Source organism: Halalkalicoccus sp. NIPERK01, assembly GCF_030287405.1.
Lineage (GTDB): Archaea > Halobacteriota > Halobacteria > Halobacteriales > Halalkalicoccaceae > Halalkalicoccus.
Map to the genome: position 1 here is coordinate 140,553 of NZ_JASVVV010000001.1, position 12,947 is coordinate 153,499.

The window sequence follows — 12,947 nt, forward strand, 5'->3', positions numbered from 1 at the left end:
AGAGTAGTGTATGACGGACCAGACCGCGACCACAGTAGGAGAGGCGGTATCCCGGATCGAGCCCGGGAGTTCGATCGCGACGGGCCTCGCGCTCGAACACGCGATCCCCTTCGCGGCGGGCCACGAACTGCTCCGGCAGGGGATCGACGATCTCACGCTGATCGGGCCGATCAGTGACCTTCTGTTCGATCAGTTGGTCGGCGGCGGGGCGGTCTCGCGGATCCGCGCGGCGTGGGTCGGCAACGTCAGCGCCGGCACGGGCTATCGGTTCCGCGAGGCCGTCGAGAGCGGCGAGATCGGGATCGGGGACCACTCGAACTTCAGCATCGCGCTCGCGTTACAGGCGGGGGCGATGGGCGTTCCGTATCTCCCGACCCGATCGCTGCTGGGAAGCGATGTCTTCGAGCGAAGCGAGCTGTTCCGCGAGGCGACCGATCCGTTCTCGGGCGAGCGGATCGCCCTCGTGCCGGCAATCGAACCCGACTGGGCGATCGTCCACGCACAGCGGGCGAGCCCCGCCGGCGACGTCCACCTCTGGGGCAACACCGGCATCGTCGACCCGGCCGTCGGTGCGGCCGAGAACGTGCTGGTCACCGCCGAGGAGGTCGTCGACCCCGAGGTGATCACGAGCGATCCCAGTCGGGTCGCGATCACGCGCGAACAGGTGACGGCGGTCGTGGAGTGTCCGTTCGGCGCCCACCCGTCGCCGCTCGCGGGCCACTACAACCGCGACAACGAGTACTACCTGGAGTATCACCGGCGAACGAAAACGCAGGCGGCGTTCGACGAGTGGGCCGACGAGTGGGTGTACGGCGTTTCGAACCGAAACGAGTACGCAGAGCGCGTCGACGCCGACCTCTCGATCGCCGAGTCGACGGTCGCCGCGGAGGTGCGCTATGGCCAGTGAGTACACCCCCCGGGAGCTGATGGTCAGCGCCGCGGCCGCGGAGATCGAGGACGGCGACACCGCGTTCGTCGGGATGCGACTGCCGCTCATCGCGTTCCAGGTCGCCGTCAGCACCCACGCGCCGAACTCGATGGCCGTCTACGAGAGCGGCGTCGTGCGGGACTCGCCCGCCGACGGCTTCATCCACACGATGTGCGACCTGCCGAACCTGAACCGCGCGGTCTCGACCACCGGGATGATCGACATCATGAGCCGCCTCCAGCGCGGCGACGTCGACGTGGGCTTTCTCGGCGGCGCGGAGATCGATCGGTACGGCAACCTCAACACGACGTGGGTCCGTGCCGGCGACGACGAGATACGCCTCCCCGGCAGCGGCGGCGCGTGTGACATCGCCTGCATGGCCGACCGGACCGTGCTGCTCATGCCCCACGAACCGCGCCGGTTCGCAGAGGAGGTCAACTACGTCACGAGCCCCGGCTACGCCAACGACGGGAGCGGTCGGGAAAACCATCCCGCGCCCGGCGGCGGTCCCAGCGCGCTCGTCACGTCGAAGGCCACGTTCGGGTTCGACGATAGCGGCGAGATGTACCTTCGGAGCGTTCACCCCGGCGTCGAACCGTCGGACGTGCTCGCTGATTTCCCGTGGGAGATGAACACCGCCGAAGACATCGTCGACGACGAGGTGACGACGACGCCCGAGCCCACGGACGAGGAGTTAGCGCTGACTCGAACGTTCGATCCCGACGGGTTCTGGACCTGACTGCCCCGAGGTACCGACGACATCGAGACGGACTACGCGCTGGCGGGTCCGATCCTACCGAGACATCGGTACAGCCGAGTTCCAGCCGTACGGCCGGCGCCCCTTCATTTAAGTGTTCTTCGACCGATATACGGCGTATGGCCGATTCCACCGACCCGGATGACTCCGAAGCGTTCGCATCGGACGTCCCGCTGACGGACGTCTTCGGGTCGCATCCGAAGACGAAACTCATCGCCGCACTGCTCACCGAGACGGCGGATCCGGTGACCCCCTTCACCGTGAACGAGATCAGCCGGATTTCCGGCGTCGATCCGGAGATGGTCGAGGAGCACGTCGAGGATCTTCTCGCCTACGGAATCGTCGTCGAAACGGACGATCTCGACGGCGAAGACACGTACCAACTCGACGAGGAAAGCGACGCCGTCGACGACATCAGACGGCTGTACGACGATCTGTCCGGGGAGCGGCCGGCATCGAATACGAGCGAGTGATGCCGATACCTGGCGGTCACGCGGTGGGACGGATCGGAGCACACGGTCAGCGTTCGACGGCGGAACCGAGATCGGCAAAACGGCTTCGATCGCCGTATCAGCCCATACGAGAGGAACCGTTAAGTATTTCTCTCGAAACTATGATGACCTATTCGGAGATGCAGTCCAGTATACCATCGGAGTACCTGCCGGACGAGGCGGACGGACCGGACTACGTCCACGCCGTCCCGGAGGTACACTACCCTCGGCAGATCAACGTAACAGAGGAACTGGTCGACAGGCACGTCCGCGAGGGGCGGGGGGACAACGTCGCCATCTACTTCGAGGATCGAACCGTCTCCTACGCGGAGTTACAGGAGTCCGTCAACCGAATGGGGAACGCACTCCTCGATCTCGGGGTCGAGCCCGGCGATCGGGTCGTTGTCAGATTCCCCAACCGACCCGAGGCGGTCGTCTCCTGTCTCGCCGCACAGAAGATCGGCGCCGTCGCGCTTCCCTCGATGAAGCTCCTTCGGGCGGCGGAACTCGAACACATAATCAACAACGCCGAGGCGACGACGGTCGTCGTCTACGACGACCTCCTCGAGGAGATCGAGAACGCGCTGCCGGACCTCGAAACCGTCGAGGACGTCGTCGTCGCCGACCGCAACGGCGTCGATCACGACCACCACGACTACGACGAATTGATCGAGGATGCGAGCGCCGATCTCGACGCGTACGAGACGGAACGCGACGACCTGGCGCTGATGTTGTACACGAGCGGAACGACGGGCGAACCCAAGGGCGCGATCCACACCCACCGGAACCTGCTCGCGAGCGCGGACACCTACGCCCGGTACTGTCTCGAGCCGACCGAGGAGGACGTCTTCGGCGGGAACCCGCCGCTGCCCTTCGCCTACGGCTACGGCGACCTCGTCACGTTCCCGCTGCGCTTCGGCGCCAGCACGAGCCTCGTCGAGGACGCCACGCCGGTCGATCTGTTGGAGACGATCGATTCGCACGGGATCTCGGTGCTCTGTTCGATCCCGACCGCGTTCAACCAGATCCTCTCGAAACATCCCGACGGTCCCGAGGAGTACGACGTCTCCTCGCTCCGCGTGGGCGCGAGCGCCGGCGAGCCGTTGACGCCGACGACGTTCGAGTCGTTCAAAGAGGAGTACGGGATCGATCTCCTCGACGGCATCGGGACGACGGAGATGCTCCACATCTTCATCAGCCACCGCCACGACGAGGAGATCGACCCGAGCGCGACCGGCTTTCCGGTCCCCGGCTACGAGTGTAAGATCGTCGATCCCGAGACCGGCGAGGAGTGCGACCGGGGCGAGGCGGGGCTGCTCGCCGTTCGCGGCCCGACCGGCATCGAGTACTGGAACCGGCCGGAAAAACAGGCCGAGGCGGTGAAGGACAACTGGTCGTATCCCGGCGACATCTTCGTCCAGCGCGAGGACGGCCGCTTCGAGTACAAGTCCCGGAACGACGACCTCATCATCTCCAGCGGCTACAACATCCCCGGCCCGGAGGTCGAGGCCGTCATCGAGGAACTCGATACCGTCGGCGAGGTCGCCGTCGTCGGTAGCCCGGACGAGGAGCGAGGCGCGGTCGTCAAGGCGTACGTCGTGGCTGCGGACGGCGTCTCGGCGGGCGACGACCTGGTCGAGGAGATCCAGAACCACGTCAAGGACACGCTCGCGCCCTACAAGTATCCCCGCGAGGTCGAGTTCGTGCGGGAACTCCCGCGGACCGAGACCGGAAAGATCCGCCGTATCGAACTCCGCGAACGGGAAGAAAAGAAGAAAGCATAGCGGCCCGCCGATCCCCGTCCCGTATTCGCGGCTCTCCATCGGATGTCGCTCGCATCCGAGAGCGGCGCTTCGACCCTTGCATTCGTATTCGAATTCAGTATACGAAATCGTATACAGAACGGTAGCGCCGGCCGCAGTGCATCGTTTCGTTCGACGCTCCGGGACCCGAACTGTAAGAACGAACGGATCCGGCGTATATATCATTATTTTTTCATCGAAGTTATGACAACCGTATTCTTGTAACGGACGTTCGGGAACGTGGCCGTTCTCCGGATTCTATCGAATAACACGCATACGAATGTAATGCCAGTTTCGACGTTTTCGAGACCAAACAGCGATACCGGCTATAGAGACGTCGTATGGCCTCTAATACTTCGTATACGCGAAACGTATACGCGATCCCGGGAGGAGGGTCCGACCGCTGAACCGGGAATCGTTACCGTTTCCGGCGGAGGCGCATCGTTCGATGGACCGACTTCCTCGACACCCTCGTCGGCGCCGACCGCTCGGTCCGGTACCGTCTCAATCGTGTCGAACGACATCCAAAAGCGGACTCTCCTCGATCACGCGGGGTCGAATTCCCGGCGTCAGGGGCTCTCGTTGGTCCGAATTCGCATGTCCGATCGGGGCTTCCCGATGCAGGTCAGGACGTACCCCTCGTCCTTCTCGCTCTCGGAGAGGAACATCCCCTCCATCTGGTCGGCCTCGCCGTCCTCGCACATGGCGCTACAGACGCCACAGACGCCCATCCGACACTGGTACGGGAGGTCGAGTCCGGCCTCCTCGGCCGCCTCGAGGATCGACTCGTTCTCGGCCACCTCGAGCGTCACCCCTTCGTCGACGAACTCGATGGTGTGTGTCTCGACCATGGGTTCTACTGCTCCTCGATGGAGCGTTCGAAGACGTGTTCGACGGGTTCGAAGCCGAGTTTCTCGTACACTTCGGCGGCCTTCTCGTCGCCCTCGACCACGTCGATCCGGTAGAAGTCGATGTCGCGCGGCGAGTCGGCGAACCACTCGTGGGCCTCCTCGATCAGCGCCGTTCCGACGCCCTCGTTCCAGTGGTCCTCCCGGACGTAGTGGCCGTTGATGTAGCCGTGGTCCTTGAGCCGGAAGATGGGGTGATCCCCCATCACGCGGGCCTCGAGAACGCCGATCAGTTCGCCGGTCTCCTCGTGTTCGGCGACGATCACCGTCCCGTACTTCGAGTCGACGAGCTGGTTCTCGAAGTATCGGAGCCACCGGTCGTCCGCGTCCTCCTTGTGCTGGTAGCGGTCGTCGTACTGCGAGAGGTGCTCGGTGAACCCGTGCCAGAGTTCGAGGATCTCTTCGCCGTCTTCGGTCGTGCCGTGTCGCAGGTCGTACGTCATGTCAGTCCCTGCGCTCCCGACTACCAAAAAAGGTCGTGTAACGCGCGAGCGGGACTCGACCGTCGAGGAGACGATCGTTCGAGCCCGCGCGATCGGTCTCGAATCGCCGCGGAGTCGTGAACCCGCCGGATCGACGGCGACGGAGTACCGTCCGCAACGGGTGAGCCACCGAAATCGGGGGGCTGGATACGGGAATCGTATACAGAAAACAATTATAGTGCTGGCCCGACAACCCGGAGACAGAGGCGAACCATGCCAACCGAGAAGCAACTCAAACAGCAGGTCCAGAACGGGAAGATGATCGAATCGACCGACGAGATGACAGAGGGCTACGAGAAGGCCCTGAAGCAGATCCTGACGGTCTCGGGCGATACGGAGCTGATGAGCGCCCCGGCGTACTACGACCAGTCGCTGAACGCCCCGTCGCCCAACGCGCGTGCGTCCTGCATCAGCGTGATCCAGGACGAACTCGGCCACGGTCACATCGCCTACCGGTTACTGGAGGACCTCGGCGAGGACCGCGAGGAACTCATCTACGGGCGCGAGCCCCACGAGTTCCGCAACACCTACGGCTTCGACCAGCACATCGAGAACTTCGCCGAACTCGTGACGGCCCACGGTCTGTTCGACCGAGCGGGGATCGTCCTGCTCGGCGACATCCACGAGAACACCTCCTACGCGCCCTGGAAGCGCGCGCTGACGAAGGTCAACAAGGAGGAGCAGTTCCACCTCCGCCACGGCGAGACGTGGATGCGCCGGCTCGCGAACAAGAACGACAAGACCCGCGCGAAGCTCCAGGAGGCCGTCGACTGGATGTTCCCGATCGGAATCGAGTGGTTCGGGCTGCCCGACGACAAGAAGAAACACGACGACCAGCTCGAGTACCGGATCAAGGGCAAGTCCAACGACGAACTCCGCCAGGACTGGCTCGCGCGGTCGATGCCGCTCATGAACGAACTCGACCTCGACGTGCCGGCCCACTACGACGAGGAGGCCGACGAGTACGTCATCGAGTACGACATGCCGATCGCGTTCGATGCGGCAAACAAGGAGTGGCGCTACGACGAACCAATCTCGTGGGGCGACGTCATGGACCGCTGGCGCTCGCGCGGGCCGGCCAACGAGAAGTACGTCGAACTCATCCAGTCGGGTACCGTCGAGGTCGGGGTCTGAGATGTCCAGCGCACGACAGCGGGCCGACGGCGCGTCCGGTCCCGCACACGCAAGCGAGTTCGTCGAACGGCGCCGCGCCGACGCGACCCCCTTCGAGGGGTACCTGTGGGACGTCGTCGACGAGATCCCGGACCCGCACATCCCCGTCAGCCTGGTCGAGATGGCGATGATCTACGACATCGAGGCCGACGACGGGGCGGTCGCCGTCGAGATGACCTACCCGTGTATGGGCTGTCCGGCCTACGACATGATCCAGAACGACATCGAGAGCTGTCTCACCGTCCTCGACGGCGTCGACACCGTCGACGTCGAGGTCGTCTGGGACCCGGTCTGGTCGAAGGAGATGCTCACCGCGGAGGTCAGAGAGAAGATGCGAAAATCGGGGATCAGCCTCTGAGCCATGAAGTACGAAGTATTCGCACGAATCAAGCAGGGCGACGAGACGATACACATCGGCAACGTGCGGGCGCAGAACGATCGCCTCGCGCGGATGTACGCACACAACACGTTCGACGAGGAGGACTGGGACTACCTCGCGGTCGTTCGCGCCGAGGACCTGATCGAGGTCACCGGCGAGCGACCCACGGCGGGGGTGCGTGCCGATGAGTGACTGGCCGGAGCAGGCGGTCGACTACGTCCAGGCCATCGCGGACACGAAGCTCGTCCTCGGGCACCGGAACGCCCAGTGGAGCCTCGCGGGGCCATCCCTCGAGGACGACATCGGCGGGGCCAGCGCCGCCCAGGAGGAGATCGGCCACTTCCGACAGTTCGTCAACGAACTGGCCTCACAGGGCCGGGAGAAGGACTGGCTAAACGGCAAACGCGACGCCGAGGAGTTCAACAACGCCGCCTGCCTCGACCGGATCGACGGCGACTGGCCGGCGTACGTCGCCTCGATCGCCCCCGCCGACCGGGCGGCGTGGTACATGATCGACGCCATCGCCGTCGACGACCTCGACGGGCTGATCACGAAGATGGGCGAGGACGAGTACTTCCACCTCGAGTACCACGACGCCCGCCTGGAGACGTTGGCGGAGGACGACCCCGAGGGGATCCAGTCGACGCTGGAGACGACGCTCCCCCAGGCGCTCGCGTTCATCGGACCCGCCGAGTACGACGACGAGGCGGACCCCCTGATTCAGGCCGGGTTCACCGACCGTTCGGTCACGGAGATCCGCGAGGCGTTCGAAGAGCACTACCGGAACCTGTTCGCCGACACGGCAGTTTCGCTCGACGGCGTCGACTGGGACGCGCCGGCGCTCGAAGAGTGGAACGAGGTCAGACGCCGCGTCGGCGGCGGATCGATCGGCGACGCCGACGCCCGACAGCTCCGGGGCACCGAGAACGAACTGTTCGCAATGGACTGACCGTCATGGACGATCGAGCATCGGACCCGGAGGTCGTCTGCCCCTTTTGTGGCTCCACGGACACCGAGCGTGAATCCGCGTTCGGGAGCGAGATCTCCAAGATGCAGTACTACTGTAACGGCTGTCACACCGTCTTCGAGCGGATCAAGTTCGACGGCAAACAGCCCGACACGCGGTAGCCGTTCCCGCACGTTTCGTGGTTCCACGAATCAGCCGCCCTCCGAGTAGCGACGGCGGTGAAGCGTTCTCGATCGCTTGTGATAGAAAATTACTTATGCGGTACCGATGATGAACGGTGTGTATGCAATCGTTTAGCGAGCTAGATCTGGAGTTCTTCCAGACCGAGCTGGAGGATCACATCGGAACCATCCGCATCGACCGGCCGCCGGCTAACGCCCACAACATCGACGTGCTCCTCGAACTGCAGCGGGCCGTCGAGACGGTCCGGTTCGACGAGGACGTCCGGGCCGTGCTGTTCGGGAGCGCCAACGAGAAGTTCTTCTCGACGGGCTTCGACATCAAGGCGCTCCAGCAGGAGTCGGGCAAACAGGTCGGCTACGCGAGCCAGACGAGCAAGGAGATCATCATGAAGATGCGGACGACCGACACCATCTTCATCGCCATGGTCAACGGCCACTGCATGGGCGGCGGGCTGGAACTCGCGCTCGCCTGTGACTTCCGGTACGCCGGCGACGACGACGACTACAACGTCGGCATGCCGGAGATCCACCTCGGCCTCATCGCGGGCGAGGCGGGGACCCAACTGCTTCCCCGGTACATCGACCGCTCGACCGCGCTCAAGATGATGATCACCGGCGAGACGATCACGCCCGAGGAGGCGCTCGATCGGGGCATCTTCGACGAACTCCACGCGCCCGAGGAGGTCGAGGACGCCGCCCGCGAGTTCGCCAAACAGATCGCCCAGAAGTCCCACATGGCCGTCGGCCACAACAAGCTGGCCGTCAACGAGGGTCTGGAGATGCCGCTGTGGGATGCGCTGTCCCACGAACGCGAGCTTCAGAACCGTCTCCTCGGCTCCGACGTGGCGAAGGAGGGCGTCGACGCGTTCCTCGGCGATCACGATCCCGACTTCCTGGGCGTCGAACTCGGCGAGAAGGAACCGGGCGAGCCGAGCGACGACTAGAGGTCCAGCGCCTCGCCAGCGACCGTCGTCTTCTGTATCTCGTTCGTCCCGCCGATGATGCTCAGGATCTTCGCGTCCCGGTAGAACCGTTCGAGCGGCAGGTCCTTTCCGTACCCCTTTCCGCCGTGGACCTGGATCGCGTTGCGGGTGACGAACTCCGCGGCCTCGCTCGCGACGTACTTCGCCTTGCTCGACTTGCGCGTGTCACCCTCCCCATCGGCAATCGACTTCGCGGAGTCGTAGACGAGGTGGCGCGCTCCGTCAAGTCGGGCGTCCATGTCGGCGACGAGCACCTGTACCGCCTGGTACTGGCCGACCGCCTGCCCGCCCTGCTCGCGCGCGCCCGCGTAGTCGATCGCCTCGTCGAACGCGGCGCGGGCGATACCCGTCCCGATGGCTCCTAACCCCGTCCGGGCCATGTCGATGGTCCCCATCGCGATCCGAAAGCCCCCGCCGACCTCGCCGAGCAGCGCCGACTCGCCGACGCGGACGTCCTCGAACGTCGAGTCCCCGGTGACGTGTCCGCGCATCCCCATGAACTCCTCGCGCTCGAACGTGAAGCCCTCGCGGTCGTCGACGCCCGGAACGAGGAAGACGCTCACGCCGTGGCCCTCCTCCGGGGCCGGGCGTTTGCGTGCGACGACGAGGTGGACGTCGGCGACGCCGGCGTTCGTCCCGAAGGACTTCTCGCCGCCGATCGAGTAGCCCCCGTCGTCGGCTTCGGCGACCGTCTCCAGTTCCGTCGGCGAACTGCCCGCGCCGGGTTCCGTCAGTAACATCGCGCCGACGCGCTCGCCGCGGACCATCGCTTCGAGGTACTCCTCTCTCTGTTCGTCGGTGCCGAAGTTCAGGATCGGGAGCGTCGCGAACGTGTGGCCCTGGATCGTCTCGGCGACCGCGCCGCTGGCCTCGGCGACTCGCTCGACCGCCAGACAGTACGAGAGGAAGTCCGACCCCTCGCCGCCGTACTCCTCGGGAACCATGATCCCGAGCAGGCCGTACTCGCCCGCCTCCTCGATCACCCCACGGGGGAACTCGTCCGCTCGCTCGATGCGCTCGGCTTCGGGTGCGACGACCCCGGCGGCGAAGTCCGCCGCCCGGTCCCGGATATCGCGGTGCTCCTCGGAAAGCGCGCTCTCGATGAGGCTCATACAGTGTGACACGCGGGACACGCCACCATAAAGGTTCTCGGAGGACGACGCAACGCGCTCCGAGGGTGCCTCGACGCTACTCGAGGCTGACGTTGACGTTTTTCGTCTGGGTGTATTCGTGGATCGCCTCGGTGCCCTGCTCGCGTCCGAGGCCGCTCTGCTTGACCCCGCCGAAGGGCGTCTGGGGCTGGGTGACCGGGAACTCGTTGACGCTCACCATCCCGTAATCGAGGTGATCGGCGACCGAGTGGGCCGTTTTCAGATCCGTGGTCCAGATCCCGGCCATCAGGCCGTAGGGCGAATCGTTGGCGATCTCGATGGCCTCCTCGCGGTCGGCGAACTCGATCACCGACAGCACGGGTCCGAAGATCTCCTCTCGGGCGATCGTCATGTCGTTGGTGACGTCGGTGAACACGGTCGGCTCGACGAAGTGGCCGACATCCTTCCCGGCGGGAACGCCGCCACCGGTCGCGACCGTCGCGCCCTCGTTTTTGCCCGTCTTGATGTAGTCGAGTACCTCCTGTTGTTGGCTCTCGCTGACGGTCGGTCCCATCCGGCCGTCGTCGTCGATCCCGCCTCCCAGCGGCGTCGATTCGGCCCGTTCGACGACCCGGTCGACCACCTCGTCGTGGACGTCCTCGTGGACGAGCAGGCGTGACCCCGCCCAGCACATCTGTCCGGCGTTCATGAAGATGCCGTAGTGAACCCCGCTGGCGGCGGCGTCGAGGTCGGCGTCCGGGAAGACGAGGTTCGGCCCCTTCCCCCCGAGTTCGAGCGTAACGCCCGTGACGTTTCGCGAGGCGTACTCCATGACGCCCTTGCCGACGCCCGTACTACCCGTGAACGCGACGTGATCGACGTCGGGGTGTTCGGCCAGCCGGTTCCCGGCGGTGCTGCCCCGGCCGGGGACGACGTTCAGGACGCCGGCGGGCAGGCCCGCCTCTTCGGCGGCGATCGCGTAGTACAGCGCCGACAGTGGCGTCGTACTGGAGGGTTTCAGTATCGTCGTGTTCCCGCAGGCGAGCGCCGGCGCGAGGCTTCGGCCGGCGAGCTGGAAGGGGTAGTTCCACGGGCTCACGTGGCCGGTGACGCCGAGAGGCTCCCGGACGGTGTAGTTCAACCGGTCGCCGGGGACGGGGACCTCGTCACCCTGGATCTTGTCGGTCCAGCCGGCGTAGTACCGGAAGGTGTCGATCACCATGTCGACGTCCAGGGTCGCCTCGAAGGGCGTCTTTCCGTTGTCCCGGGACTCGACGCGGACGATCTCGTCCCTTCGCCCCTCGATCGCGTCGGCCATGGCGTACAGCCGTGCGCCGCGCTCGCGGGGGGCGAGCGACCGCCACTCAGCCCCGCGCTCGACCGCCCTCTTCGCCGCCGAGACGGCGCGGTCGACGTCCTCCGCCGTGCCCTCCGCGACCTCGGCGTAGGGTTTCTCCGTCGCCGGATCCTCGGTGACGAACGTCCCGCCGCTCTCCGAACTCGTCCACTCGCCGTCGATATACAGGTCTGTCGGACCGGAATGGCTCATCCAGAGAGGTCTTTTCGGAGGACAGTTAAAAATATGTGGCTCACGCCGGCTGAGAGTTCGTCACGTCTGCTGGGAACAGCTAATTGAAACTCAATAACAGGACCGCTTATGAATATCTCTATCAATGTTAACACGGATCTATGAAGATCGAAGCCGCGGTCGTACGCGAGGAGTCGGGACCGTTCGAGATCGAGACGCTGGAGTTGGACGACCCCCAGCCCGGGGAAGTGCTCGTTCGCGTCGTCGGCGCGGGGCTGTGTCACACCGACGTCGCGGTCAGGGAGCGGTACTACCCGACCCCGCTGCCGGCGGTGCTCGGCCACGAGGGTTCGGGCGTCGTCGAGGCGGTCGGGGAGGGCGTCACGAAGGTCGAACCGGGCGACAGAGTCGTGCTCACGTTCGACTCCGATGGAAGCTGTCGGAACTGCCGGGAGGGCGACGTCGCCTACTGCGAGGAGTTCTTCGAGCACAACTTCGCCGGCCGGCGGGTCGCGGACGGGTCGACGCCGATCCGCGACGACGGCGAGGAGGTGAGCGGCATGTTCTTCGGCCAGTCCTCCTTTACGACCCACGCGCTGGCCACAGAGCGGAACGTCGTCCCGGTCGCGGACGACGTGCCCCTCGAACTCCTGGGGCCGCTCGGATGCGGGATCCAGACGGGTGCGGGCGCCGTCATCAACACGCTCGACCCGCAGGCGGCCTCCTCGATCGTCGTCTTCGGGACCGGGTCGGTCGGGCTGAGCGCGGTCATGGCCGCGGACCTGAAGGGCTGTACCGACGTCGTCGCCGTCGACCTCATGGAGTCCCGACGCGAGAAGGCGCTCGAGTTGGGCGCGACCCACGCCATCGATCCCGAGCGTGTCGACGACACGGTCGACGCCATCCACGACCACCTCGGCGGCGGGGCCGACTACAGCGTCGAGACGACGGCGAACACGACCGTCCTCCGGCAGGCGGTCGACTGCCTGCGCCAGAACGCCGACTGCGCGGTCGTCGGCGCCCCGCCGCTCGGAACCGAGGTCGAACTCGACGTGAACAACGTCCTGTTCGGCCGGAACGTCAAGGGGGTCATCGAGGGCAATTCCACGCCGGACCTGTTCATCCCCGATCTGATCGACCTCTACCGCGCCGGGAAGTTCCCGTTCGACGAACTCGTCACGTACTACGACTTCGAGGATATTGAGGAAGCCGTCGAGGAGCAGGAAGCCGGCGAGGTGGTCAAGCCGGTCCTCCGGGTGAGCGAGCCCTAACCCCG

Annotated in this window: 15 protein-coding genes; 11 read left to right on the top strand and 4 right to left on the bottom strand. The window is 65.3% G+C overall.

The genetic code is table 11. The annotated features are described in order from the left end of the window. The first annotated feature begins 10 nt into the window (after window positions 1–10). The 4 genes from QRT08_RS00745 (at window position 11) to QRT08_RS00760 (ending at window position 3,960) form a co-directional block, all read left to right on the top strand. Window positions 11–907, top strand: a complete 897-nt coding sequence (locus QRT08_RS00745; protein WP_286043660.1) for a CoA transferase subunit A — start codon at window positions 11–13, stop codon at window positions 905–907. Continuing rightward, the gene (locus tag QRT08_RS00750) at window positions 897–1,667 is read left to right on the top strand and encodes a CoA-transferase subunit beta (protein ID WP_286043661.1); all 771 of its coding nucleotides are present in this window, start codon (window positions 897–899) and stop codon (window positions 1,665–1,667) included. Before QRT08_RS00745 ends, QRT08_RS00750 begins: the two co-directional genes overlap by 11 nt. A 137-nt stretch (window positions 1,668–1,804) precedes the next feature. Further along, the gene (locus QRT08_RS00755; RefSeq protein WP_286043662.1) at window positions 1,805–2,158 is read left to right on the top strand and encodes a hypothetical protein; all 354 of its coding nucleotides are present in this window, start codon (window positions 1,805–1,807) and stop codon (window positions 2,156–2,158) included. 143 nt (window positions 2,159–2,301) lie between these two features. Beyond that, window positions 2,302–3,960 (top strand): acetate--CoA ligase, encoded by a 1,659-nt coding sequence (locus QRT08_RS00760; RefSeq protein WP_286043663.1) that lies wholly within the window; start codon window positions 2,302–2,304, stop codon window positions 3,958–3,960. Between the two features lie 587 nt (window positions 3,961–4,547). On the opposite strand, the gene QRT08_RS00765 is transcribed toward QRT08_RS00760, so the two are convergent. Beyond that, window positions 4,548–4,829, bottom strand: a complete 282-nt coding sequence (locus QRT08_RS00765) for a 2Fe-2S iron-sulfur cluster-binding protein (RefSeq protein WP_286043664.1) — start codon at window positions 4,827–4,829, stop codon at window positions 4,548–4,550. Between the two features lie 5 nt (window positions 4,830–4,834). After that, window positions 4,835–5,329: a GNAT family N-acetyltransferase gene (locus tag QRT08_RS00770; RefSeq protein ID WP_286043665.1), complete on the bottom strand. Its 495-nt coding sequence runs from the start codon at window positions 5,327–5,329 to the stop codon at window positions 4,835–4,837. Window positions 5,330–5,581: 252 nt separating this feature from the next. Between QRT08_RS00770 and QRT08_RS00775 the strand changes: the two genes are divergently transcribed. The 6 genes from QRT08_RS00775 to QRT08_RS00800 all read left to right on the top strand — a co-directional run bounded on the left by QRT08_RS00775 (window position 5,582) and on the right by QRT08_RS00800 (window position 9,013). Further along, the gene (locus QRT08_RS00775) at window positions 5,582–6,502 is read left to right on the top strand and encodes a Phenylacetic acid catabolic protein (RefSeq protein ID WP_286043666.1); all 921 of its coding nucleotides are present in this window, start codon (window positions 5,582–5,584) and stop codon (window positions 6,500–6,502) included. A 1-nt stretch (window position 6,503) separates the two neighbouring features. Beyond that, complete coding sequence (locus QRT08_RS00780; RefSeq protein ID WP_286043667.1) at window positions 6,504–6,899, top strand: metal-sulfur cluster assembly factor; 396 nt, start codon at window positions 6,504–6,506, stop codon at window positions 6,897–6,899. 3 nt (window positions 6,900–6,902) lie between these two features. Next, the gene (locus QRT08_RS00785; RefSeq protein WP_286043668.1) at window positions 6,903–7,112 is read left to right on the top strand and encodes a phenylacetic acid degradation PaaB family protein; all 210 of its coding nucleotides are present in this window, start codon (window positions 6,903–6,905) and stop codon (window positions 7,110–7,112) included. Beyond that, complete coding sequence (locus QRT08_RS00790) at window positions 7,105–7,869, top strand: Phenylacetic acid catabolic protein (RefSeq protein WP_286043669.1); 765 nt, start codon at window positions 7,105–7,107, stop codon at window positions 7,867–7,869. The genes QRT08_RS00785 and QRT08_RS00790 overlap by 8 nt, the downstream gene beginning before the upstream one ends. Window positions 7,870–7,874: 5 nt before the next feature. Beyond that, on the top strand, window positions 7,875–8,048 hold the full coding sequence (locus QRT08_RS00795) for a PaaD-like zinc ribbon domain-containing protein (RefSeq protein ID WP_286043670.1): 174 nt from the start codon (window positions 7,875–7,877) through the stop codon (window positions 8,046–8,048). A 122-nt stretch (window positions 8,049–8,170) separates the two neighbouring features. Continuing rightward, window positions 8,171–9,013 (top strand): enoyl-CoA hydratase/isomerase family protein, encoded by an 843-nt coding sequence (locus QRT08_RS00800; RefSeq protein WP_286043671.1) that lies wholly within the window; start codon window positions 8,171–8,173, stop codon window positions 9,011–9,013. Here the strand turns inward: QRT08_RS00800 and QRT08_RS00805 are convergent. Both QRT08_RS00805 and QRT08_RS00810 read right to left on the bottom strand, forming a co-directional pair. After that, on the bottom strand, window positions 9,010–10,164 hold the full coding sequence (locus QRT08_RS00805; RefSeq protein WP_286043672.1) for an acyl-CoA dehydrogenase family protein: 1,155 nt from the start codon (window positions 10,162–10,164) through the stop codon (window positions 9,010–9,012). The two genes, QRT08_RS00800 and QRT08_RS00805, sit on opposite strands and share 4 nt — an antisense overlap. Window positions 10,165–10,240: 76 nt before the next feature. Further along, complete coding sequence (locus tag QRT08_RS00810; RefSeq protein ID WP_286043673.1) at window positions 10,241–11,692, bottom strand: aldehyde dehydrogenase family protein; 1,452 nt, start codon at window positions 11,690–11,692, stop codon at window positions 10,241–10,243. Between the two features lie 140 nt (window positions 11,693–11,832). Between QRT08_RS00810 and QRT08_RS00815 the strand changes: the two genes are divergently transcribed. Next, window positions 11,833–12,942, top strand: coding sequence for an NAD(P)-dependent alcohol dehydrogenase (locus QRT08_RS00815; protein ID WP_286043674.1), 1,110 nt, complete (start codon window positions 11,833–11,835; stop codon window positions 12,940–12,942). Window positions 12,943–12,947: the final 5 nt, after the last annotated feature.